Origin of the sequence: Haloterrigena turkmenica DSM 5511 (assembly GCF_000025325.1) — an archaeon.
Classification (GTDB): domain Archaea; phylum Halobacteriota; class Halobacteria; order Halobacteriales; family Natrialbaceae; genus Haloterrigena; species Haloterrigena turkmenica.
This window is the reverse complement of sequence record NC_013743.1, coordinates 2,204,398-2,227,683: the sequence shown is the minus strand read 5'-3', so window position 1 is coordinate 2,227,683 and position 23,286 is coordinate 2,204,398. Positions and strand designations below refer to the sequence as shown.

Sequence of the window (23,286 nt, the reverse complement as noted above, 5' to 3'; positions counted from 1 at the left end):
GGGAGTCGACTGCGAACCCGCTCTAGAGCTCGTTGAGCTTCCGGAGCAGCTGGCCGCGGTACTCCTCGTCGCTGGTGACGCCCTTGACCTCTAAGACGTTGCGCTCGAGTTTGTCGATGGCGACGCGGAAGGCGTTCTCGGAGCCGTAGCCTTCGCCGGTGCCGGCGATCTGTCCCTTGTTGGTTCGCAGGCGGATCTGGCAGTGGACCAGCGGCGTCCCGCGGAGCTTCTCCTGGTGTTCCTTGAACCGGACGTGGGCGTGCTGGACCTGCATGTCCTGGTACTTGTCGACGACGTCCTCGATGTTCTCGACGATCCCTTCCCGGGTGATGGTGTCGAGCATCGAGATGTTGGTGATCTGGACGTCCATGCGCTGTTCCTCGGTGAACGTCAGCGCGCGCAGGACGTCGGTCTTGGTGATGACGCCGATGACCATCCGGTCGTCGTCTTCGGGGGTGACGATCAGACCCGCGTAGTCCTTCTCGAGCATCGTCTCGACGGCCTCCTGGGCGGTGGTGTCGAGCGTCGTCGTCTCGACGGGACTGGCCATGATGTCGTAGACGGGGACGTCGAGCAGGCGCTGGGTGTCGCCGACCCGGTCGCCGGTCGTCGTCGTGTGGTTCTCGCGGATGACGAAGTCGGCGATGTCGTGGGTCGTCACGACGCCCGAGAGGTAGCCGTTCTCGTTGAGCACGGGCAGTCGGGAGATACCGTGTTCGCGCAGCTGGTTGATCGCCCGCCCGATCCCGTCGTCCTCCTTGAGGGTGACCGGCTCGGCCGTGTAGATGTCCTCGACGGTGAGCGTATCGAGGTTCTCGAGGACCGCCTCGAGGATGGCGTCATCGGTGATGACGCCCCAGAGATCGCCGTTCTCGAAGACCGGGGCGACCTTCGCGTTGCTCTCGACGAGCACGCGGGCCGTCTCCCGGACGTCCTCGTTGCGGTCGACCTGCGGGGCCGGCGCGTTCCGACTGGGTTTCATGAGCGCCGCCACCTTGGCGTCGTCTTCGACGTGGGACTGGAGGACCTCCCGCTCGCTGATGACGCCCTCGTACTCCCCGTCGTCAGTGACGATGATTCCCTTGGGGTTGCCGTCCTCGAACATGGATCGGACTTTCCCCATTCGCGTCCCGACGTCGACCTCGATGAACTCCGTGGTGGCGATATCAGCGATATTCATCCTTCTGGGAGAATATACTGCCGCCGGGCTTTTGAACATACCGCACGTTTTAGCCGGGTGGGCGCAGGGGTGACCGTTTTGGCCCTCGCCGTTGTATCGCCCGTATGGTGCCCGATATCAGCGTTTTCGGCCGATACACCTACCTCGCGACGGAACTGTTCTGGGGGGCCGTCGCCGCCGTCCTCCTCCGACGGGCGAACGCGCTCCGGAAAGCCGGCGTCACGATCCTCGCGCTGTACCCGATCGCCTACCTCTGGGACCGCTACACGCTCGCCGTCGGCGTCTTCGACATCAAACTCCGAACCGGAATCGATATCGCCGGCATCCCGCTCGAGGAACACCTCTTCATGGCGGTCGTCCCCGGCCTCGTGATCGGCATCCACGAGACGATCTTCGGCGAGCCACGGAACGGGAACTGACGGCCGTCGCGCGACCGGGTGTCAGTCGGACGTCCGGTTCGATTCGTCGTCGGTGAACGTGCTGCTCGAGACGTGGTGCTTTTGAAAACAGTACGAGATAGAGACAGTCTCTCCCCGAGAAATGTATCAGCGGCTGCAACCGATCAGGGGACACTTATCCCGTGATCTAGTCGTTTCAGACGATGTGTCCCCGGTCCCGGTCGACCACCGGATCCGATCGTGCCGATTCCGACGACAGGGCCGTTCTGCGATCGCTTCTCCGCTTGCTCGTCGCCGTCGCCCTGATCGGCGCCCTCGCCTTCGGAACCGCCGTCCTCGCCCCGGCGGTCCTCGAGAGCGTCGACACGGACGATTTCGAGGGCCCCGGCGGTATCGGCAGCGACGTGACGCCGAGTTCGGACCCGCCGCCGGCGGGCGAGCGCAACCCTGACGTCACCGATCCCGACGACCCCGGCAACTCGAGCTACGAGACCGACGTCGAGACCGTCGACTCGGCGACCGTCGAGGACTTCGTCCACGCCGAGGTCAACGATCGCCGGGCCGAACACGGCATCGAGCCCCTGGAGTGGGACGGAACGATCGCCTCCGTCGGCCGCGCCCACAGCTACGACATGGCCCAGCGGGAGTACTTCGCCCACATCAATCCCGACGGCGAGGCGCCGATGGATCGGTTCCAGGACGTCGACAACTACTGTCGGGGCTACGGCGAGAACATCGCCCTGACGTGGGTCGATCGTCCGGTCGACAACTCGGCCGCCGACGAGACCGTCCGCTACCGGACCGCGGAGGGCCTCGCCGAAGGGCTGGTCAACCAGTGGATGAACTCCACCGACCACCGACGCGCGATCCTCGAGCAGGGGACGCCCGACTGGGATCGCGGCGGCGTCGGCGTCTACATCGACGACGACGGCGCGGTCTACGCGTCGCACAACTTCTGTCGCGAGCGGTGACGGCCGGGGGGCGGGTCGCGACCGGAGCGGAACGCGTGCGGGTCGACCTATCATTCGGCGAACCGAACAGCGATTCTGAAACTACGGAGGATTGATAGCCATTTACCCGTGGCCGTTCTCGTCCCGGTATGGACGCTCGAGAGACGCTCACTGCAGTCTATCGAACGGCGAGCGACCGCGACATTTCCTTTCTCGCGGCCGCCTTCGCGTACTACGCGTTCGTCTCGCTGATCCCGCTGGTGTTGCTCGCGCTCGTCGTCGGGTCGCTGCTCGGCGGCGAGGACGCCGCCCAGCGGTTGATCACGGTCGCCGGCGACTTCCTCCCGGCGGCGGGCGAGGAACTGGTCACCGACGCGTTGACGACCGAATCCGGTCGCGCGGAGGCGACGGTCGTCGCGCTCGCCGTCGCCGCCTGGGGTGCGCTGAAGGTCTTCCGCGGGCTCAGCCTCGCCTTCGACAAGGTCTACGACGAGGTCGCCGAGGAGTCGCTGGTCGACCAGCTCAGGGACGGACTCGTCGTGATCGTCGCGGGCGCGGGCGCGACAGCCCTGATGATCGTGATCGGAACGATCGTCGGCTTCGCCGCCGAAGTGCTTCCCTTCGCCGGCGTGCTGAGCTGGTTGACCCTGCTGACCGGACTCGTCCTCGTGTTTCTCCCGATCTACTACGTGTTGCCGCCGATCCCCGTCGAGTTCACCGACGTGCTCCCTGGCGCCGCCGTCGCCGCGATCGGCTGGACGGTTCTGCAGGCCGGCTTTCAACTGTACGCGGCCAACGCCGGCCAGTACCAGGCCTACGGCGCCGTCGGCGTCGTCCTGCTGTTCGTCACCTGGCTCTACTTCGCCGGCATGCTCATTCTCTTCGGCGCGGTGCTCAACGTCGTCCTCTCGGAGCCGCCGCTGGCCGAGTGACGACTCGGACGCCGGCGCCGGATCCGGACGCCGAATCGACCGCAGGGGGGAAAGATTATGGTCTCGGCACGGCCAGACCTCCACAATGAGCGACGAGTCTTCGAACCAACCCTCCGCGGCCGATTCGGCGTCCGACTCGAGCGAGTCGGTCGACGACGCCGGCGCCTCGAGCGGGAGCCTCGAGCCGGGCGGCGGCCCGCAGCGAGTCGTCTCCGATCAGAGCGTCGACGACATCCTCGACTCGCTCGACGCGACGAAAGCCGGATCGGCGAACGCGGACGCGGACGAGGGCGCGACAGCTGGGGACGAGCCAACGGGTGCGGGGTACGAATCCGAGCCGGACGACGCCGGGACGGCGGCTGATGAACCGACGGCTGCGGCGGTGAGCGAACCGGCCGATGGAACGGTCGGAGCGGACGACGCCACAGCCGCAGCGACGGACGGGACGACCCAGACGGACGGCGACGTCACGGCCGCGTTCGACGAGGACGAGATCCCATCGACCGACGAGCGAGAGCCCGACGACGTCGAGGTCGATGCGGCGGCGGAATTGACGGACACGATCGAGTCGACCGAGACGGCTGCGTCCGCCGACGTGAGCGACGCTGCGAGCACGACGGACTCCGCGAGCACGTCCGGGAGCAGCGCCGACGAGTCGTCGATCGACTCCGCCGCGACGTCGCTCGAGGATCTCTCGGACGACGACGCCTCCCTCGAGGAACTGGCCGCCCGCATCGAGGACGGCGCCGTCACCGGAGCGGACGTCCGGGCCGCCGAGGCGGGCGAGGGGCGCGAGTCCACGCCCGACGTCGACGAGATCGAACTCTCGATGGACGACCTGGAAGCGACCCAGACAGCGACGACGTCCGGGGCCGGAAGCGACGGGGCGCCCGACGTTCCCGACGACGCCGGCCCGCTCGCGGGGTCGGTCGGCGCCGACGAGGACTCGAGCGACGACGATGCGGACGGCGACGACTCGCCGGGCCTGCTCGGTCGGATCAAACGGTTCTTCGGCGGCTAGCGGCCGGCGATTCAGCGGTCTCTCGGTTGCTCAGTTTCTCGAGTGCGTAGGTGGGTGTTCGATCGCGTCGCGCTCGAGTCATCGCTAGTTGACGAGCGTGATCAGCACGAACAGCGTCAGCATCGAGACCAGCGTCGTCGCGAAGACGTTCAGCGACGCGAACTCCTCGTCGCCGCCGAGTTCGACCGCGAAGACGAACGTCGAGACGGCCGTCGGCGTCCCCAGCATCACGACCGCCGCGGTGAACGTCGCCGCGTCGACGGCGAGCACCGAGAAGACGGCCCACGCGAGCGCGGGCATACAGAAAATTTTTAGTCCGATGACGGCCCCGGTCGCGCCGATATCGATCGACGGGAGGTCCACCTCGAGCGACGCGCCGACACAGAGGAGGGCCAGCGGGAGGGCGATCGAACCGAGGAGGTCGAGGCCGGTCGCGGCCGGTCCGGGAACCGTGAGGCCCAGCGAGCCGACGGCGAGTCCGGCGATCAGCGATCCCAGAACGGGGTTTTTCGCCAGGCCTCGCAGTTCGTGACCCAGCGCGGCGTCGGCCCCGTTGAGCGTCGAGAGGAGGAGGATCGACAGGGGTAACTGGATCAGCGTGACGACGCCCAGCACGACGCTCGCGGTCGCGGTCACCTCGGCGTTAAAGGTCGCCGCGACCAGCGGCAGGCCGAGATAGCCGAGGTTCGAGTGGTACGACTGGACGACCGCCACGCTCCGCCGGCCCACCGACGCCCGGTTGCGGTGGACGAGCCACGCCAGCCCGACCGTCGCGAACAGCACGAACAGCAGGCCGCCCAGCAGCGTCAGCGACAGTAACTCGCCGATCGCCCGATCGTACGTCGAGACGAAGATCAGCGCCGGCAGGGCGACGTAATACGCGACCGCGTTCAACCGCGCCGTCCGGCCGGCGTCGAGTAGCCCCGTCGCTCGGAACCCGGCCCCCAGCAGGAGCACGACCAACAATCCCGACAACCGGACGAACAGCTCCATACGGCCCTCGAGTCGACTCGGGCTTTTCTACCGTTCGGTTACTGACGGCAATGGGACGCCCTCACACTGCTCGAGTCGTACGGCCGGACAACCAGGAAGCGGTCGCTCATCCGGCCGCTACATATCTAAATACTAATGTGTATTAATATGTGACGGTCAAGAATCATTATAACAAATCGGTGTGAACACCTCTTCCGGGATGGGAGCAAAACAAGTGCCCACTTCTGGACTGGATAGCGAAACAATTACCGATCTCGAGAGATCCCTTCGGGGAGAACTCGTCACGCCGGACGACGAACTCTACGACGAGACTCGAGCCGTCTGGAACGGACTCGTCGATCGGTATCCGACGCTGATCGTTCGCTGCAACGGCGCCGCCGACGTCGCCAGGGGGCTCGCCTTCGCCGACGAGCACGACCTGCCGTTTTCGGTTCGCGGCGGCGGCCACCACCAGACCGGCAGTTCGACGGTCGACGAGGGGGTCTCCTCGATCTGGCGGAGATGAACTCCGTCCGCGTCGATCCGCGGCGAAAAATCGCGCAGGTCGGCCCCGGCTGTCGCGCTCGCGACGTGCTACAGGAGACCCAGCATCACGAGCTCGCGACGCCGACCGGGAGCGCGGGCGACGTCGGTATTCCCGGCTCCACGCTCGGCGGCGGAATCGGCTGGATCCGACGCAAACACGGGCTCGGTATCGACGCGCTCCGCTCGGTCGACCTCGTCACACCCGAGGGCGAACTCGTTTACGCGAGTCCCGAGCGCAACGCGGACCTCTTCTGGGCCGTCCGCGGCGGCGGCGGGAACTTCAGCGTCGTCACGAACTTCGAGTTCGACCTGTACGAGGTCGGTCCCATCGTCGGCGGTCTCGGCGTGTTCTACCCCGGCGACGAAGCGGCGGCCGTCCTCGCGGCGTACGACGAACTCGCGAGCGACGCCCCCGAGGAGGTGACGACGCTCGCCCTGAAGGGACACGTACCGGACCTCCCGCCGATGCCGGACGACCTCGTCGGCGAGGACGCCGTGGCGATCCTGGGCTGTTACGCCGGGGACCCCGAGGCGGGGATGGACGCCCTGCAGCCGTTCCGCGAGATCTCCGAGCCGCTGCTCGACATGAGCGAGCCCATGCCCTACCTCCAGCTCCACGAGCTCGGGACGATGATGTTCCCCGAGGGGCGCAACTACTCTCACCGCTCGTGCTACGTCGACGAGCTCTCCGAGGAGCTGATCGACGCGATCATCGCCCACGCGGACGAGGCACCGTCGCCGCTGGCCGGTGTCGGCGTCTGGCAGCTGGGCGGGGCGATCGGCGACGTCGAACCCGATGCGACCGCGTACCCCCACCGCGACGCGGCGTACATGCTCACGGTCGAGGCGAACTGGGACGAGGGCGACGACGACGCAAATATCGAGTGGGCCCGCGACGGCGACGACCGCTTCCGACGTCTCGGCGGGTACGGCGCCTACGGCGGCTTTACCGGCGTGGAACCGCGGGCCGACGAGGACGTCACCGAGCGCGTCTACGGCGACAATTCCGATCGCCTCGCCGCGATCAAGGCGCGGTACGACGCCTCGAACGCGCTCGAGCGGAACGTGAACGTGACGCCGGTGGACGACTGACCCGCCGGTCGTTTTCGTCTCCGCCGACCGGCCGGTCGTGACCGACGCTCCGCTCGAGCGACGATCGAAGAACTCATTCGTCCCAGTCGATCGCCTCCGTTCGTTCCGCGCGGCGGAGGATGAACGGCCCGAGCGAGCCCGTTCGCTTCGAAATCGTCGCGATTCGGAGGACGTAGGTCGTCAGCAGGAAGAACGGAACGAGGGTGATCGTCGCGCTGGCGCCCACGAGCCACACCATGGTATCGATACCGAGGATCGTTCCCCGAACCAGTTCGGGATCGAGATACAGCACCGTCGCCGTCGCAGCGACGACGCCCGGTAGCCCCGAGTAGAGCATCGATCGCGTGAGGTGGACGAGTTCCCACTGGAAGTACAGCGACTTGAAGTGCTCGAGGGCCGGACCGAACAGCGTCAGACTGTCGATCAACTCGTCGAACGCCGCCAGTTGGTCGTCGTCGAGGCTGTCCCCGTGCTCGTCGCGCAGCCGGCGGACCGCGTAGATCTTCCAGGAGTAGTTATAGTTCAGTCCCGACCGGAGGACGCCGAATTCGCCGAACTGGGACGTCTCGAGCTGGGACTCGATCTCGTCGGAGTTCCGGCAGACGTTCTCGACCAGTCGGTCGGTCCGTTGCCGAAGGGTCTCGTCGTCGGTGTCGGCGACGGCCTCGCGGAGCGCTTCGGCGCGGTCGCTGCTGGTCTGTACGATCGCCTGCAGAAACTGCGCGGGGTCAGGCGGGCCGACCGATCCGAACAGTTCCTCGACGTCGTGGCGGTAGGCCATCGCCTCGTTCATCCACCGCTGCTGGTCGCCGAGCCGGCCGAGTTCCTGTGAGAGCACGAGCTGATTGATCGAGACGACGAGCGTCACGCCGGTGAGCACGGCGGCGATCAGCGCCTGAAACGCCGTGTCGATGGGCGTGCCACTGTCCATCATCTCCCGCATCGGAAGCGATATCGCGCCGAGAACGACGAACGTGGCGAAGGCCACGGCGGACAGCAGCCCCGCCAGTACCCAACGGTTCGCGTCGAGCAGGAACCAGTGTGCGACCGGGTTTTCCCCGGTTCGCCCGCGAAGCGTGTCCCTCGACAGCAGGTCGTCCATACGGCCCGTTCCGTCGCCGGACGAAAAGCGGTTGAGCCTGAATTCGGCCTCGAGCGACACTGCAACTCGAGAGAGTCGTCAATCATCATGTAGATCGAGAACGAGCGTAAGCCGATCGTTCACAACGGTTCGTCTCCAACGTATGCTATGGCGATAGAGGCGTCATTCACCGTTGATCAACCCGAATTTCCCCTGAACGCGGTCTTCGAGCAACTACCCGACGCCACCGTCGAACTGGACCGCGTCGTCCCGACGAGCGATGCCGTTATCCCCTACTTCTGGATTTACGCGGAGCGCATCACCGAACTCACGCTCGATCTGACCGGGGACGAGGGGGTCGACGACGTGACCGTAATCGACGAACTGGACGAACAGCTGTTCGTCCGTATCGACTGGAACCTCGACCACGAGAGCGTCCTCACCGCGATCGTCGAAACCGACGTGACCCTCCTCTCGGGGATCGGGACGGCCGAGAACTGGACGTTCGAACTCAGAAGTAGCGACCAGCAGGAGGTCTCCGAATTCCAGTCGTACTGTCGGAAGAACGGCATTCCGATCCGGCTCACCCAACTGCACGCGCTCGCGCCGCTCGACTCGGACCGACAGTACGATCTGACCGACGGCCAGCGAACGGCGCTGATACTGGCGTACTCTCGAGGCTACTTCGACTCACCGCGGGCCGCCACACAGGCCGATCTCGCCGAGGAACTCGAGATCAGCCATCAGGCGGTTTCGTCGCGGTTGCAACGCGGTATTCGGCGGCTCGTCGCGAGCACCGTGGTAACACCTCAGGAATGATGGGGACATAAATCGGAGTTAAAAAGATATTGCGTGGGCAAAATCCAGTGACAACCCCTTCGAGCGCGTTTCTTTACTCGATGACATCCTCTCCAGAGACGCTCGGCCCCGTCGAAATCGTCGACTCGATGCCGTTCGTCGAGTTCGATGCCGACGCGGAACGCTTCCGAGCGATGTTCGACAGTGACCGCGATTCTGCGAGTCTGGCAGTTGTTGCCGTGGTCGCGGCCGCCGCTCACCGGGACCCCTTCGACCTGCCGCCGCTTCATTCGGCGATCGATTCGAGTGCGCTCGAGGGCCTGTTCTCGAGGCCGACCGCCGGCGAGCAGCGCGTTTCGTTCCGGTACGAGGGATTCGACGTGACCGTGTTCGACGAGGGAACGATCGAGGCCAATCCGACGGGGGCGGCGTAGACGTAGCGATGCATAGCGAAACGAGTCTCGAGACGAGGACGACGTATGGAGACGCGTAGTCAGGCGATCGGACGGAACGAGCGCCTCGAGACCGCGCTTCGAGAGCAACCTCGGCGGGTGATCGCTGCCCTCGTCGACGACGAACCGCTGGACGCGACGCCGCTTCTCCGCGACGACGAGACCCTCTCCAGTGAGGGGTACGTCACGCTCGTCTACGAGTTTCATCACGTGGTCCTTCCCGAGTTGGCGGCCGCCGGGCTCGTTCGGTTCGACCGACTCGAGGACGAGGTTCGGAGAGGAGAGCAGTTCGAGGCCGCGCTCGCTGCCTTCTAACGAATGCTAACGACGGTTATCCGAAAATTCGAAGCGGGCCGTTAGACACCGGTATCCGCGTCGGACTCCGGCGGCCGAGAATCGGCTCGCAGTCCACGGAACGCGAGGACGGCGCCCGCCACGAACACGATCGTCGCGAGGTAGATCGGGCCGAGGTGCGTCAGCCAGTCGTGCGCGAAGAGGTTCATGTAGTGCATCGGCAGCGCGATCGTCAGGCCGATCACGGCGGCGACGACCGCCGTCGCCCACGCCCACAGCAGGCCGGCGCGAACGCCGTACCACGACAGTGCCGTGATAGCGATCCCGGTGGCGATGATGAACGCCGCGGTCGCGACGTGCAGGTGGTTGATGTAGTGCATGACCGCCGGATCGATCGCGTTCAGGTCCGCCGGCGTGATGCCGTTGAGGGTCGCGACGCCGAGTTCGAAGCCGGTGCCGAAGAACGTCCTCGCGAGGAACACGATTCCGTAGCCGACGAACGAAACGCCGGCGAGCGCCATCAGGACCGCTCCGGTTCGTACCCCGCGCCCGAGTTCGTAGTCGGTCTCGTGGTGGTCGACAGTTGCTTGGTCTGTGCTCATAGTCAGATCGGGTCGTCGTGTGTTGTCTCGTGCCGGCTCAGACCTCGACTTCGGTCACGTGCCGGTCGTCGATCTCCTCGAGGGAGAACTCCTTGCCGTGCTGTTCGCTGACGTGGTCGCACGTGATTTCGAGCAATCGCTCCCTGTCGTCCACCTCGGTCCGCATGCGGAAGACGCAGCCCGACACTTCGGTATCGCACGCTACTTCCAGGGCCGTCAGTTTCTCGTCGCTTTGTCGCGTATTTGCCATAGTTCGTTCGCCTCCTCGAGAGAGCGTACACTACGTAGAGCTATGGAGGCATCTAGTGGGTTTCGTGCAACGGATGCCGTTCGTGCAGCCGATGACTGCCGTGCATCGTCTGCAAGCCGGCGATCCGGCCGCCCCTAGCGCCATCCTGGCTGGGTGGTCACTGCGACGGCGGCACCGAACTATCCGACTACCGGTCCGAACGCGAGCGGACGAGCGTCACGTTGGTAGGACGCGAATGTGGATTCCGCCCACTCGCGCGCCTCCGGCGCGTCGGTATCGATCAACAGCCGAACCATTCCGCTGTCGGGATCGTAGCAACTGACGGCGATCCGGTCGTCGAAGAGACTGACGCCGTAGGGCGGTACCTCGTCGTGTACGCTGACCGAGAGGTTGCCGCTCTCGAGGGCGGCCGAGCAGTGCTCCCGGTAGTTCGAGAGGATGTATCCGGCGACGGCCGACGGATCGATGATCTCCGCTTCCATGCCGTCGGCGATCGACCGCCGAAGTTCGTCCTTGCAGGGCTCGAGCAGGGCGACGTCGGCGCCGACGAACCGAAATCGGCTCGTTCGTCTGAGCAGCGCCGCGAATCGATTCACCGGCCGGTACGGCGCGTCGGGCTCGGCGACCGTCACGACCGCACGGCTGGCCATCTCGACGGTGAACCCGCTCGCCTCCGGGAGAAACTGCCAGCTGTCGCGGAGCGCCCGCTCGGTCTCGAGTCGGGCGAGCAGGTCCCGCAGTCCGGCCGCGACGAACGCGCCCAGCTGCGTCGTTTCGTACCGGTTCCCGTCCCGCCTGATCCAGTTGCGTTCGTCGAACGCGCGCAGCGTCCGTCCGATCGTCGACGCCGACGCTCCCGTCTTCGTCCGGAGATCGGCTCGACTCGTCGGCCGCTCGGCCAGCGCCTCGAGCACGGCGACGCGGTGTTCCGACCGCGCGAGGAACTCGAGATCCTCGAGCGGTTCGCTCGTGGTACAGGGTGTCATGATGAACGTACGCATGCCAGCGGTATAGCTGTTCCAGTAGAGCGTCCGTTCGGCACTCCGAAGGGGTTCCCGATCAGTTCCCAGTCCCGCGCTGCGACCGGTCTTCGCACTCGAGTGACGGAACTGAGTACTAGCGTAATCGAGGAATTACTCTCGAGTTGAACAAGAGAGCGGAGGGCAGATTTGAACTACGCCGAGACATTCCGGGTCGCTCACTTCGTTCGCTCCCCGGGCTGTGACTCGTCTAGTTCAAATCTCCTGTAACAATTTCTGACGAAACGGATGACTCGCGTCGCGTGGCGGTATCGCCACGCTCCGCTCGTCGATTGTTGTTTCGTCAGAAATGGGTTGGGGCAGATTTGAACTGCCGGCCTCCTCCATGTCAAGGAGGTGTCATAACCAGACTAGACCACCAACCCGCCTGGTTTTGCTTGCGTGGCGTCCGTCGCCACCTCGTCTGCACTCAATCCTTGCTGGCCACCGTAATTGAAGGTTTCGAATCGGACGCCGTACGCGACTCCACCGCACGATGACCTCCGATACGCTTAAGTCGATGTACTCATTTGAGCATTACAAGACAACTACGTACATTGGTGTTCACTATGCAGGAGTACGTCGAACGGGTGACCGAGGGCGAGGATCTCACACAGGAAGACGCTCGAGCGGCCTCGACGGCCGTTTTCGAGGGCGCGACGGAGGCACAGATCGGTGCGCTGCTGGCGGCGCTGCGAGCGAAAGGGGAGACGGAAGCCGAAATCGCCGGCTTCGCCGAAGGGATGCGCAACGCAGCCAGGACGATCACGCCGGACCGCGAGCCGCTGGTCGACACCTGCGGCACCGGCGGGGACGACTACGATACGATCAACGTCTCGACGACCAGCGCGATCGTCGCCGCCGGGGCCGGCGTTCCGGTCGCTAAACACGGCAACTACTCCGTGTCGTCGTCGTCGGGCAGCGCGGACGTCTTGGAGGAGGTCGGCGTCGACGTCGAGGCCGAACCCCCCGCAGTCGAGGAAGCGATCGAGCGCGACGGCATCGGCTTCATGCTCGCGCCCGTCTTCCACCCCGCGATGAAGGCCGTTATCGGCCCGCGCAAGGAACTCGGCATGCGGACGATTTTCAACGTTCTCGGCCCGCTGACGAACCCCGCCGGCGCGAACGCACAGGTCGTCGGCGTCTACGACCCCGACCTCGTCCCCGTCCTCGCGGACGCCCTCTCGCGGATGGACGTCGAGCGCGCCCTAGTCGTCCACGGCGCGGGTACCGACGAGATCGCGATCCACGGCGAGACCGTCGCCGCGGAAGTGACCGGTTCGGACGTCGAGGAGTACACTCTCGAGCCCGCCGACCTCGGCCTCGAGGCCCACGAGATCGAAGACATCTCGGGCGGTTCGCCCGCGGAGAACGCTGCCGACATGCGCGGAATCGTCGCGGGTGACGTCACGGGTGCGAAACGGGACGTCATCCTCGCGAACGCCGGCGCGGCGATCTACGTCGCCGGCGAAGCCGACTCGCTCGAGGCCGGCGCTGACGCCGCCCGCGAGGCGATCGAGTCCGGCGACGCCGCGACGAAACTCGACCACCTCCGGGGCGACGTAGCCGAACCCGCGGGACGATGACGCGGGTGAAGATCTGCGGACTGACGAACGAGGACGACCTCGAGACGGCCGTCGCGGCCGGCGCCGACGCCCTCGGGGTCATCTGCGACGTCTCCGTCGACACCCCGCGGGAGGTCGCGGTCGAGCGCGCCCGCGAACTCGTCGACGCCGCGCCGCCGTTCGTGACGACCGTCCTCGTGACGATGCCGTCCGGCCCCGAGCGCGCGATCGAACTGGCCGACGAGATCGAACCCGACGCGATCCAGTACCACGGGAGCATTCGGCTCGGCGATCTGGCGTACCTGCGCGCGAACGTCGACGCGAAGCTCCTGCTCGCCGTCGACGCCGACGACGCGGTCCGGGCCGAGACCTACGACGACGTGGTCGACGGCCTCCTCGTCGACACGCCGGCCGCGGACGGCGGCGGCGGTACCGGCGAGACCCACGACTGGGACCAGACGCGGGTGGCGACCGCGGATCTCGAGTCGCCGCTGATCCTCGCAGGCGGGCTCACGCCCGACAACGTCGCGGACGCCGTCCGGACGGTGGAGCCGTTCGCGGTCGACGTCGCCAGCGGCGTCGAGGCCGAGGGCGGCGTCAAGGATCCCGACGCCGTCAGATCGTTCGTCGACCGAGCCAAGAACGCCCGACGGACGGCGGAGCCGTGATCCACATGAGTGACTCTGACACCGAACCCGCCGTCTCGCCGACGCTCGACGTCGACCGGGAGACGTTCCGCGAGCACGCGGCTGGGGACGAGGACCCGGTCGTCGTCCGCGCCGTCGCGACCCTCGACGTGGAGACGACGCCCCTCGAGGCCTACGCCGCCCTGACCGGCCGCTCGCCCTCGAGCGATCGGGAACGGTCGCCGTACGCCTTCCTACTCGAGAGCGCCGAGAAGACCGCCTCGAGCGATCCGGACGGCGCCTTCCGACCGAGTTCGGCGGACGCGGATCGCCACGCGCGCTACTCCTACGTCGGCTACGATCCCGACGCCGTCGTCACGGTCGACCCCGAGGAGACGACGGTCGAGCGACTCACGGACGACGCGCCGCGCGATCTGATCGAGACCGATCCCGAGGGCGACACCGTCGACGCGCTCCGGGCGGCGATGCCGGACGTCCGCTTTGCGAACCCGCCCGAACACGACCGCCAGCACCTGACCGGCGGGCTGGTCGGCTTCCTCGCCTACGACGCGGTCTACGACCTCTGGCTCGAGGAGGTCGGCCGCGAGCGGCCCGAGTCGCGGTTCCCGGACGCCGAATTCGTTCTGACGACGAAGACGCTCGCGTTCGACGAGCGCGACGGGACGGTCTCGCTGGACTGCACGCCGATCATCGAGTCCGACGACGACCCCGACGCGGTCTACGACGCCATCCTCGAGGAGGCCGAGGCCGTCGCGGAAACGCTGCGGGCCGCGTCGGCGCCGGAGACCGGCGGGTTCGTCCGCGAGGACGAGGTCGTCGGTCCGAAAGCCGAGTACGAAGAGAGCGTCCGCCGAGCTAAAGAGCACGTCCTCGACGGCGACATCTACCAGGGCGTCGTCTCGCGGACCCGCGAACTGTACGGCGACGTCGATCCCCTCGGCTTCTACGAGGCAATGCGCGAGGTCAACCCCTCGCCGTACATGTACCTCCTCGAGCACGACGACCTGACCGTCGTTGGCGCGAGCCCCGAGACGCTGGTCTCCGTGCGCGGGCGCGAGGTCATGTCGAATCCCATCGCCGGAACCTGTGACCGGGGCTCGAGTCCAGTCGAGGACCGGCGGCTGGCCGGCGAGATGCTGGCCGACGAGAAGGAGCGAGCCGAGCACACGATGCTGGTCGATCTGGCGCGAAACGACGTGCGCCGCGTCTCGGAAGCGGGCTCAGTCCGCGTCGACGAGTTCATGAACGTGCTCAAGTACAGCCACGTCCAGCACATCGAGTCGACGGTGACGGGCGACCTCGCGAGCGACGCGGACGCCTTCGACGCGACGCGGGCCTCGTTCCCCGCCGGCACCCTCTCGGGCGCGCCGAAGATCCGGGCGATGGAGATCATCGACGACCTCGAGGCCGAGCCGCGAGGCCTGTACGGCGGCGGCGTCGGCTACTACTCGTGGTGTGGCGACGCGGACTTCGCGATCGTGATCCGGACCGCCACCGTAGAGGACGAAGGAGACCAGGATCGGATCACCGTCCGTGCCGGCGCCGGTCTCGTCGCCGACAGCGATCCGACCGCCGAGTACGAGGAGACCGAGAAGAAAATGGGCGGCGTCCTCGCCGCCCTCGAGGCGATCGAGGACGACGTGGCCGTCGACAACCTCGAGTCCTCGCCGGAGGTGAGCCGATGAGTACGATGGACGACGCGGCCGAAACCGAGGAATCGGATGCGGGCGGCGAGGCGGAGCCGCTGACGGTACTGTTCGTCGACAACTACGACTCCTTTACGTACAACTTAGTCGAGTACGTCAGCCAGCACGAGGGGACCGAAACCGCGGTCGTGAAGAATACCGCCTCGCTCGAGGACGTTCGCGCGGTCGACCCGGACGCGATCATCATCAGTCCGGGACCGGGCCACCCGAAGAACGACCGCGACGTCGGCGTCACGATGGACGTACTCCGAGAGGTGAGTCCCGAGGTGCCGACCCTGGGCGTCTGTCTCGGGCTCGAGGCGGCCGTTTACGAGTACGGCGGAAGCGTCGGCCGGGCACCGGCGCCGATCCACGGCAAGGCCTCCGCCGTCGACCACGACGGCAAAGGGGTCTTTGCGGGCCTCGAACAGGGCCTTCGCGCCGGTCGGTATCACTCGCTGGTCGCGACCGAGGTGCCCGACTGTTTCGACGTCACTGCGACGGCGGAACACGATGACGAGACGCTCGTGATGGGAATCCGTCACCGCGAGCATCCGATCGAGGCCGTCCAGTTCCACCCCGAGAGCGTGCTCACGGCGGTCGGTCACGATGTGATCGAGAACTTCCTCGAGTCGATCGACAACTGAGCCGTCTCCTCGAACGGGCCGTAGCGTAGTGTCGTTTTATCCGCGTTCGGCTCCGACAGAATCGACGGGTAGCTCGAGACCGAACGGTATCGAGGTCGGAAACTGGCAGCATCCAATCTGAAACCCGTCGTTTCGATGCGATACCGACCGGACTGAGTCCAATACCGAATTAGAAGAACGGCAGGAACGACAGGTCGGTGACGCCGGCCGTGTAGAGGCCGGCGAGGACGATAGCGGAAACGATCCCGATGCGAATCGCCAGTTTGATCGCGATCTTGATTGCGACGACGGCGACCGCCAGCGCGGCCAGGCCCGCCAGCACGAGCAGAACGGTCGACGAGGTCAGTGGTTCGACCATGGGAAACCCTGCGTATTGCAGAGACGTAATCTTTCTGGATAGAATGAACGAATCGATCTCGTGACTCTTCGACGAACGGAGAGGTCGGCCTGATACTGGAAACCACACGACAGCGCGGCGAATATATGCGCTGGAAACTACTTTCAGGACGCTCTGAAAATCGTTAAGACCGTCGGCGTTGTAGGTGTTAGTAGCCGCGGTTACGGCCGTCTCGAGTGCCGTGATCGAACCCGAAACGATAGGATACGAAAGGACCCCAGAGGCATCTCTACAAGTGCATTTGTCCTAATACAAGAAAAGTGGGACAACAACACCACGTTTTAAGATGGACCGCTGTCTACCGAACCTTCGTCACGAATGATGCGAGCCAGCACTCGGACCCACGCTAGAATCGCCACCCCGCGGCGGGGGAACTACGAGGTGACCCGCGCATGAGCGAATCGGAGCTCTCCGCGGAGGATCTGACCCTCCCGATCAAGCGCACCGACGGCGACACGCTCGAGGAGCGCCTGACCGGCAACGCCTACCACAACATTCTGCCCGCGCGATACCTGCGCAAGGACGCCGACGGCGAACTCATTGAGGACCAGGAGGATCTCTTCGACCGCGTCGGCAAGAACATCGCCCTCGCCGAGGCCGTCTTCGAGGCGCGCAAACGCGACGTCGAGATCACGGTCACGCCCAACCAGTTGAAGCCCGACCATCCGCGGCGCGACGAACTCGCCACGGAGGTGTTCGGGAAGGGCACCACCGCAGACGACGATGCCGAGGCGACGCTCTCTATCTACAACGTCAATAAGTTCGCCTACGACACCGTCGTCCCCGAACTCCCCGACGAGATCCGCGCCCACGTCGAGGACGTCGCCGAGGAGTTCCAGGGCATGATGGAGAATCTCGACTTCATGCCGAACTCGCCGACTCTGATGAACGCCGGCGACGAGCTCCAGCAGCTCTCGGCGTGTTTCGTCGACTCTCCCGACGACGATATCGACGATATCCACCAGACCGCCAAGGAGGCCGCGCAGGTCTTCCAGAGCGGCGGCGGCATGGGCTATGCCTTCTGGCAGCTTCGTCCCTACGGCGACGCGGTCGGTTCGACCGGCGGCATCGCCAGCGGCCCGATCACCTTCATGCGCACGTACGACCAGATGTGCGAGACGATCGCCCAGGGCGGCGCCCGACGGGGCGCCCAGATGGGCGTCATGCGCGTCTCCCACCCGGACGTCATCCAGTTCATCCACGCCAAGAACAAGGACGTCTCGCTGGCCGAGACGCTGCGTCTGAACGATCCCGACGACTTCACGCACAACTCCTTCCAGGAGGCACTCGACGAGGCCCGTGAACTCATCGACGACGAGGGCAAGGTCCCCAAACACCTCCGGAACGCCGTCGAGGGCCACCTCTCGAACTTCAACATTTCTGTCGGTATCACCGACGACTTCATGGAAGCCCTGCAGAACGGCGAGGAGTTCACGTTCACCAACCCCCGAACGGGCGAGCCCCACATCGCTACCGCGGAGACCAAGGAGCTGTACGACATGTTCGGCCTCGGCGACTACGTCGAGGTCGGCGAGGAGCTGTCGATCCCGGCCGAGGAACTCTGGGACGACATCGTCGAGGGCGCCCACGAGAACGGCGAACCCGGCGTCATCTACCTCGAGCGGGTCAACAAACAGCACTCCTTCGACGTCGAGAAACACCCCGACCACCGCATCCTCGCGACGAACCCCTGCGGCGAGCAGCCCCTAGAGGAGTACGAGGCCTGTAACCTCGGCCACATCAACCTCTCGACGCTCGCGGACCTCGAGGCGCCCGACTGGCGCGTCTGGTACGACGAGCACGGCGAGGAGTACGACTCGCTGGAGGACGCCGTCGACGCCTTCCTCGAGGAGGCGATCGACTTCGAGGAGTTCGACCGCCGCATCGAGATGGGAACGCGGTTCCTCGAGAACGTCGTCACGATGAGTGACTTCCCGGTCGAGAAGATCGAGCAGAAGGTCCGGGAGATGCGCAAGATCGGCCTGGGCATCATGGGGCTGGCACAGCTGTACATCCAGCTCGGGATGGAGTACGGCAGCGAGACCTCCAACGAGGTCGCGCGCCAGCTGATGCGCCACATCAACCACGGGTCGAAGTGGGCGTCCCACGAGCTCGCCGAGGAGCGCGGCAGCTTCGACGAGTGGGACAACTCCAAGTACGCGAACCCGACCGAGTACCGCGAGTGGTTCGAGAAACAGACCGGTCTCGACGCCGACGAGTGGGAGGACGGGTTCTCGATCCGAAACCACAACACGACGACCATCGCGCCGACCGGCACGACCTCGATGGTCGGCAACACCACCGGCGGCTGTGAACCGATCTACAACGTCGCCTACTACAAGAACGTCTCCGACGACGTCCAGGGCGACGAGATGTTAGTCGAGTTCGACGACTACTTCCTCCGCGTACTGGAGGACAACGACATCGACGTCGACGCCGTCAAGGAGGAGGCCCAAGAGCAGATGGCGACCAACCAGTTCAACGGCGTCGAGGGCCTCTCGACGGTGCCCGACGCCATCGGCGAACTGTTCGTCACGACCGGCGACCTCTCCGCGAAAGAGCACGCCGGCGTGCAGGTCGCCTGTCAGCAGGGCGTCGACTCCGCCATCTCGAAGACCGTCAACGCGCCCAACGACTCCACGCTCGAGGACGCCAAGGACGTCTTCGAGTACATCTACGAGCACGGCGGCAAGGGCGTCACCTACTACCGCGACGGCACCCGCAGCAAGCAGGTGCTGACGACCCGCGCGAAGAACGCCGACTTCGCCGACGAGACCGAGGCCGCCGAGGCCCTCGCCGAGCAGATCGAGGAGATCTTCGGCGGCTTCGAGGAATTCCTCGAGAATGAGGACGTCCAGGACGTCCTCGAGGCGGATCTCGGCTCGCTGTCCGGCGACGCGGACGACGCCGAGCCCGTGCAGGTCGACTTCACCGAGAAGCGCGAGCGCCCCGACGCCCTGCAGGGCGTCAGCCAGCGCATCGACACCGGCTACGGCAAGGTCTACGTGACGATCAACGAGGATCCCGAGACCGGCCAGCCGTTCGAACTGTTCGCCAATATCGGCCACTCGGGCGGTTTCACCAACTCCTTCACCGAGGCGCTGGCGAAGGTCATCTCGACCTCGCTGCGCTCGGGCGTCGATCCCGAGGAGATCGTCGACGAACTCTGTGGCACCCGTAGCCCGAAGGTCGCCTGGGACAAGGGCGAGCAGATCCAGTCCATCCCGGACGCCATCGGCACCGCGATGCGTCGCTACCTCGAGGACGAGATCGACAAACCGTACCCGACGCAGGCGACGCTCGAGGAGTCCGCCGACGCGGACGCCGTCGAGTTCGACGGGCCGAAGACCGACGGCGGCGCGGCGGCCGCCCAGGGCGGCGATGCGGACGCCGAAGACGACGCGACGCAGGATCTCATCGAGGCCGGCGAGTCGCCGGAGTGTCCCGACTGTGGCTCGATGTCGCTGTACTTCTCCGAAGGCTGCAAAACGTGCGAGAGCTGCGGCTGGAGCGAGTGCTGAGCCGGTGTAACGGCTGAAATCAGCCGAATATCTCGAACTGTTTTCTATCGTCGACGCGTTTTCCACCGTTTTCGACGGCGGTAGTTCGGTGTTCCGACACGGACGATACCGGACGAACAGCGGTGTCGACCGAAATCGACCCGTCACTCAGGCGATCGACCGGTCCGGCTCCGAGACCGCCGTCGCTCGATACCAGAGCAGGAAGACGACGGCGGCCCCCGCTAGCACCAGTCCGCCGGCGACGGCGAAAGCGAGGCCGTAGCTCGAGGCGGCGAGCCAGCCGCCGGCGATGCTGCCGAGCCCGCCGGCGAAGGCCATGAGCGCGCTGTAGGCCCCCAGCGCCTCGCCGCGGATCGACGCCGGCGCGAGCTGGGTGACGATCGTCCCCGTCGTGACGGAGATGACGGCCCACGTGACGCCGATGGCGGCGAAGACGACCGCGGTTCCGACGAGACCGACGTTCGTCACGCCGAGGGCGGCGCCGAGGACGGCCACGACGGGGAGCGCGAGAGCCCGACCGAGCAGGCCAGCGAGTTGAACGAGCCGAGCGTCGTGGGTCGCGGCGAACGCCCCGACGCGATCGAAGCAGAGCGCCGACGCCACGCTCGAGAGGAGGTACAGGACGAAGACCCCGTCAGAGCCGTAGCCGGCATCGCCGAGGAACACGGGAAGGGGCGCGAAGAAGGCCGCGGAGCCGGCGAAGACGAGCAGTATCGCGCCGAAGTACAGCGTGAGGGCGGGCGTGAAGCGATGCGCGAGACGGCGCGGGTGGAGGCCGCGCGGATCGACGCGTGCGGGCGAAAACGGGAACGTGACGCCGCGAACGTTGAACCGGCCGGCTCGCCGGATCGCCTGGCGGAGCTTCCGGGGGTCGGGTTCCGCGCTCCGTCCCGGATCCGGCGGCAACAGCCGGGCGGCGGCGAGGACGCTCACCGCGGCGCAGCCGGCGCAGGCGAGCAGGAACCCCTGTTGGGCCGTCCGAACCTCGAGGATCCGCGTCGCGCCGGCGGTCCAGACGGCGCCCGCGAGGAGGCCGAGCGCCCAGCCGACGCCCTGGTAGGTGTTGAGCCGCGCGATCCGCGCGCTCCACTGGTTGTCAGGCGCATCCGCCACCGCCAGCAGCGTGAGGATCGGCAGGACGGCGGCGGAGGCGAACCAGACGACGGCGTTGGCGGCAATCATGACCGGAATCGATCGCGTCAGCGGAACGACGGCGAGCATCGCGGCGACGAGGGCGAGCGCGCCGACGACGAGTCCGCGTCGCTTTCCCGTTCGATCCGCGATGCCGCCGAACGCCAGCGCGCCGGGGACGCCGACGAACGCGGCGACCGCGGCGAGGACGCCGAGCGTCACCGGATCCCCGCCGAGCGAGACGACGTACAGGGGGACGATCAACGAGGCGCCGCCGAACGCCGCGGAGCCGAGCGCCCACGCGTACAACCACCGATCGGACATATCGGCGACACTCGAGCGCACCCTCATAAAAGTCGGACTCCGGTCGCGATCGATTCCGACGGCGGAGTCGCTCAAGCGGACCGTCAGGACTTAGCGCCGGCCGATCGATGGGGTCCGTATGGCAGCCGACAGCGACGAACCCGACGCCGGGAACACGGCCGAGACCGACGCGGACGGCGGGGCGGCGACCTCCCGGTCGAGCGGCCCGACCTGTCCTCACTGCGACGGCGAACTGTTCAAACGCCACTGCAAGTACGTCTGCCCGCAACACGGCGTCATATTCGACTGTGCGGATACGTTCTGGACCTGAGCCGGGTCGCCGATTCGTGAGCGACGGCCCGATTCTCCCGTGCCCACCGGAGGGCGGTTCGGCGCCCGACTCGAGGCGTGAGTCGCCCGGTACTGCTACAAGACGACGCTCTGTGGTCTCGGACGAACGATCCGTATGTCTACGTCTACGCAACCGACGATTCTCGTCGTCGAGGACGAGCGCGAACTGGCCGATCTCTATGCGACATGGGTGAGCGAGGATTACGAGGTGCACACCGCTTACGACGGTCGATCGGCGCTCGAGGCGATGAGCGGAGCGGTCGACGTCGTCCTGCTCGACCGGCACATGCCCGATCTGACCGGCGACGAGGTGCTCAACCGGATCCGGGCCGCAGGTCACGACTGCTGGGCGATCATGGTCACGGCGGTCGATCCCGGGCTCGATATCGTCGAACTCGATATCGACGATTACGTCACCAAACCCGTCTCTCGAGCGCAGCTGACGCGGATCATCGAGAACCTCCGGGTCCAGTCCCGGTACGGTGGCGACGGCCGGCGCGAGCTCGCCGCCCTGTCGAACAAGATGGAGACCCTCGAGGACGAACACGCGCCGAACGAGTTAGCGGAGACCGACGCCTACCGGCAGTTGGAAGCGGATCTGAAAGACATGAGCGAGTCGCTGGTCGAGGACGGCGACCGCTGATCTCACCTGTCCGCCGGCCGCCCGGTCGTTCGACTTTGTTCCCCTCGATCCCGAACGAGCCGATACGCTGGCGCCGCCAGCAGGGCGATCGCGGCCACCAAACAGGCGAGCGTGAGCGCCGCTCCGAGGTCGCCGACCCCACCGGTTCTGATCGTCGCCGCCGACGCGCCGACGACGACCGCGGCGATCGTCCACGGGAGTTCGCCGATCGCCGTCCCGATCACGAGGTGGCGGAGCCGCACGCCGCTGACCGCCGCCGCACAGGTCGCCACGTCCGACGGGATCGGCGCCAGCCGTGAGGCGACGACGCCGCGGATCGGGCCGGCCGTTTCGTAGTACCGTCCGACGGCGGCTCCGGCTCGCTCGAGGATCGAATCGAACGGACCGGGAGCCGATTCGGAGACCGATGCAGACCGAACGCCGGCCTCGTCGTCGGGCGGGCCGGCGGCGACCCAGCGGACGGCGAGAAAGACGGGGACGACCGTCACCACGACGCCGACCAGCGCCACCGGAACGCCGACAGCGACGCCGTAGCCGTAGCCGACGACGACGGCCAGCGGCGTCGTCGGCAGGGCCAGCAGCGGCCGCCCGAGGTAGAGGCCGGTCACGACGAGACCGAAGAGAATGGGATCGGTCGACACCGACTCGACGGTCGCGAGCAGCGCCGACGGCGAGACGAGCGCGCCCGCACCGAGGATCGCACCGATCGCGACCGCGGCGGTGACCGCGCGCGTTCGCACCGAGAGGGACGACATCGATCGCAGTTTCCCACCGACCGTTGAAACTTTTGTGTCTCTCGGCGGCCGGGA

Annotated in this window: 25 protein-coding genes and 1 tRNA gene; 16 read left to right on the top strand and 10 right to left on the bottom strand. The window is 66.4% G+C overall.

Annotation, left to right across the window (positions count from 1 at the left end; all coding sequences use genetic code 11):
• Nucleotides 1-22: 22 nt before the first annotated feature.
• Nucleotides 23-1,180 carry a CBS domain-containing protein gene (locus tag HTUR_RS10615; protein WP_012943327.1) on the bottom strand — a complete coding sequence of 386 codons (1,158 nt, stop codon included), beginning with the start codon at nt 1,178-1,180 and terminating at the stop codon, nt 23-25.
• Nucleotides 1,181-1,284: 104 nt separating this feature from the next.
• On the opposite strand from HTUR_RS10615, the gene HTUR_RS10610 reads away from it, so the two are divergent.
• The 4 genes from HTUR_RS10610 (at nt 1,285) to HTUR_RS10595 (ending at nt 4,481) form a co-directional block, all read left to right on the top strand.
• Nucleotides 1,285-1,599, top strand: coding sequence for a lycopene cyclase domain-containing protein (locus HTUR_RS10610; protein WP_012943326.1), 315 nt, complete (start codon nt 1,285-1,287; stop codon nt 1,597-1,599).
• A gap of 182 nt (nt 1,600-1,781) precedes the next feature.
• Nucleotides 1,782-2,549: a CAP domain-containing protein gene (locus HTUR_RS10605; RefSeq protein WP_012943325.1), complete on the top strand. Its 768-nt coding sequence runs from the start codon at nt 1,782-1,784 to the stop codon at nt 2,547-2,549.
• Between the two features lie 128 nt (nt 2,550-2,677).
• A complete protein-coding gene (locus tag HTUR_RS10600) occupies nt 2,678-3,460 on the top strand; it encodes a YihY/virulence factor BrkB family protein (protein ID WP_012943324.1) in 783 nt (260 codons plus the stop codon).
• An 85-nt stretch (nt 3,461-3,545) separates the two neighbouring features.
• Nucleotides 3,546-4,481: a hypothetical protein gene (locus HTUR_RS10595; RefSeq protein ID WP_012943323.1), complete on the top strand. Its 936-nt coding sequence runs from the start codon at nt 3,546-3,548 to the stop codon at nt 4,479-4,481.
• A gap of 84 nt (nt 4,482-4,565) precedes the next feature.
• Here HTUR_RS10595 and HTUR_RS10590 read toward each other — a convergent pair whose 3' ends face one another.
• On the bottom strand, nt 4,566-5,474 hold the full coding sequence (locus tag HTUR_RS10590; RefSeq protein ID WP_012943322.1) for an AEC family transporter: 909 nt from the start codon (nt 5,472-5,474) through the stop codon (nt 4,566-4,568).
• Nucleotides 5,475-5,673: 199 nt separating this feature from the next.
• On the opposite strand from HTUR_RS10590, the gene HTUR_RS28450 reads away from it, so the two are divergent.
• Together HTUR_RS28450 and HTUR_RS28445 are read left to right on the top strand one after the other, a co-directional pair.
• Nucleotides 5,674-5,979, top strand: a complete 306-nt coding sequence (locus HTUR_RS28450; protein ID WP_264183028.1) for an FAD-binding protein — start codon at nt 5,674-5,676, stop codon at nt 5,977-5,979.
• Nucleotides 5,976-7,091 carry an FAD-binding oxidoreductase gene (locus tag HTUR_RS28445; protein ID WP_264183027.1) on the top strand — a complete coding sequence of 372 codons (1,116 nt, stop codon included), beginning with the start codon at nt 5,976-5,978 and terminating at the stop codon, nt 7,089-7,091. The genes HTUR_RS28450 and HTUR_RS28445 overlap by 4 nt, the downstream gene beginning before the upstream one ends.
• 73 nt (nt 7,092-7,164) lie before the next feature.
• Here HTUR_RS28445 and HTUR_RS10580 read toward each other — a convergent pair whose 3' ends face one another.
• Complete coding sequence (locus HTUR_RS10580) at nt 7,165-8,193, bottom strand: hypothetical protein (RefSeq protein WP_012943321.1); 1,029 nt, start codon at nt 8,191-8,193, stop codon at nt 7,165-7,167.
• A 147-nt stretch (nt 8,194-8,340) separates the two neighbouring features.
• Here HTUR_RS10580 and HTUR_RS10575 point away from each other — a divergent pair, with 147 nt between their 5' ends.
• The 3 genes from HTUR_RS10575 (at nt 8,341) to HTUR_RS27940 (ending at nt 9,737) form a co-directional block, all read left to right on the top strand.
• The gene (locus HTUR_RS10575) at nt 8,341-8,991 is read left to right on the top strand and encodes a helix-turn-helix domain-containing protein (protein WP_012943320.1); all 651 of its coding nucleotides are present in this window, start codon (nt 8,341-8,343) and stop codon (nt 8,989-8,991) included.
• An 80-nt stretch (nt 8,992-9,071) separates the two neighbouring features.
• Nucleotides 9,072-9,404 carry a HalOD1 output domain-containing protein gene (locus tag HTUR_RS10570; RefSeq protein ID WP_012943319.1) on the top strand — a complete coding sequence of 111 codons (333 nt, stop codon included), beginning with the start codon at nt 9,072-9,074 and terminating at the stop codon, nt 9,402-9,404.
• A 45-nt stretch (nt 9,405-9,449) separates the two neighbouring features.
• Nucleotides 9,450-9,737: a hypothetical protein gene (locus HTUR_RS27940; protein ID WP_012943318.1), complete on the top strand. Its 288-nt coding sequence runs from the start codon at nt 9,450-9,452 to the stop codon at nt 9,735-9,737.
• Between the two features lie 41 nt (nt 9,738-9,778).
• Here HTUR_RS27940 and HTUR_RS10560 read toward each other — a convergent pair whose 3' ends face one another.
• The 4 genes from HTUR_RS10560 to HTUR_RS10545 all read right to left on the bottom strand — a co-directional run bounded on the left by HTUR_RS10560 (nt 9,779) and on the right by HTUR_RS10545 (nt 11,973).
• A complete protein-coding gene (locus HTUR_RS10560; RefSeq protein ID WP_012943317.1) occupies nt 9,779-10,318 on the bottom strand; it encodes a hypothetical protein in 540 nt (179 codons plus the stop codon).
• A gap of 37 nt (nt 10,319-10,355) precedes the next feature.
• Nucleotides 10,356-10,568, bottom strand: coding sequence for a hypothetical protein (locus HTUR_RS10555; RefSeq protein ID WP_012943316.1), 213 nt, complete (start codon nt 10,566-10,568; stop codon nt 10,356-10,358).
• Nucleotides 10,569-10,747: 179 nt separating this feature from the next.
• Entirely contained in the window at nt 10,748-11,554 is an 807-nt protein-coding gene (locus HTUR_RS10550; protein ID WP_081443498.1) for a helix-turn-helix transcriptional regulator, read from the bottom strand.
• A gap of 344 nt (nt 11,555-11,898) precedes the next feature.
• Nucleotides 11,899-11,973: transfer RNA gene (locus tag HTUR_RS10545), tRNA-Val, on the bottom strand.
• Between the two features lie 183 nt (nt 11,974-12,156).
• Between HTUR_RS10545 and trpD the strand changes: the two genes are divergently transcribed.
• Genes trpD through trpG form a run of 4 tightly spaced genes read left to right on the top strand, consistent with a single transcriptional unit; the run spans nt 12,157 to nt 16,131 of the window.
• The gene (trpD, locus tag HTUR_RS10540; RefSeq protein WP_012943314.1) at nt 12,157-13,173 is read left to right on the top strand and encodes an anthranilate phosphoribosyltransferase; all 1,017 of its coding nucleotides are present in this window, start codon (nt 12,157-12,159) and stop codon (nt 13,171-13,173) included.
• Entirely contained in the window at nt 13,170-13,820 is a 651-nt protein-coding gene (locus HTUR_RS10535) for a phosphoribosylanthranilate isomerase (protein WP_012943313.1), read from the top strand. Before trpD ends, HTUR_RS10535 begins: the two co-directional genes overlap by 4 nt.
• A gap of 5 nt (nt 13,821-13,825) precedes the next feature.
• Nucleotides 13,826-15,484, top strand: a complete 1,659-nt coding sequence (gene trpE, locus HTUR_RS10530) for an anthranilate synthase component I (protein ID WP_012943312.1) — start codon at nt 13,826-13,828, stop codon at nt 15,482-15,484.
• A complete protein-coding gene (gene trpG / locus HTUR_RS10525; protein WP_012943311.1) occupies nt 15,481-16,131 on the top strand; it encodes an anthranilate synthase component II in 651 nt (216 codons plus the stop codon). Before trpE ends, trpG begins: the two co-directional genes overlap by 4 nt.
• A gap of 169 nt (nt 16,132-16,300) precedes the next feature.
• On the opposite strand, the gene HTUR_RS10520 is transcribed toward trpG, so the two are convergent.
• Nucleotides 16,301-16,489 (bottom strand): hypothetical protein, encoded by a 189-nt coding sequence (locus HTUR_RS10520; RefSeq protein WP_012943310.1) that lies wholly within the window; start codon nt 16,487-16,489, stop codon nt 16,301-16,303.
• Between the two features lie 431 nt (nt 16,490-16,920).
• On the opposite strand from HTUR_RS10520, the gene HTUR_RS10515 reads away from it, so the two are divergent.
• On the top strand, nt 16,921-20,049 hold the full coding sequence (locus HTUR_RS10515) for an adenosylcobalamin-dependent ribonucleoside-diphosphate reductase (protein ID WP_012943309.1): 3,129 nt from the start codon (nt 16,921-16,923) through the stop codon (nt 20,047-20,049).
• Nucleotides 20,050-20,196: 147 nt separating this feature from the next.
• On the opposite strand, the gene HTUR_RS10510 is transcribed toward HTUR_RS10515, so the two are convergent.
• The gene (locus tag HTUR_RS10510) at nt 20,197-21,504 is read right to left on the bottom strand and encodes an MFS transporter (RefSeq protein ID WP_049941881.1); all 1,308 of its coding nucleotides are present in this window, start codon (nt 21,502-21,504) and stop codon (nt 20,197-20,199) included.
• Nucleotides 21,505-21,622: 118 nt separating this feature from the next.
• Here HTUR_RS10510 and HTUR_RS10505 point away from each other — a divergent pair, with 118 nt between their 5' ends.
• Nucleotides 21,623-21,814, top strand: coding sequence for an HVO_2523 family zinc finger protein (locus HTUR_RS10505; RefSeq protein ID WP_012943307.1), 192 nt, complete (start codon nt 21,623-21,625; stop codon nt 21,812-21,814).
• A 135-nt stretch (nt 21,815-21,949) separates the two neighbouring features.
• Nucleotides 21,950-22,477, top strand: coding sequence for a response regulator (locus HTUR_RS10500; RefSeq protein ID WP_012943306.1), 528 nt, complete (start codon nt 21,950-21,952; stop codon nt 22,475-22,477).
• Nucleotides 22,478-22,479: 2 nt separating this feature from the next.
• Here HTUR_RS10500 and HTUR_RS10495 read toward each other — a convergent pair whose 3' ends face one another.
• The gene (locus HTUR_RS10495; protein ID WP_012943305.1) at nt 22,480-23,232 is read right to left on the bottom strand and encodes a VTT domain-containing protein; all 753 of its coding nucleotides are present in this window, start codon (nt 23,230-23,232) and stop codon (nt 22,480-22,482) included.
• Nucleotides 23,233-23,286 lie beyond the last annotated feature (54 nt).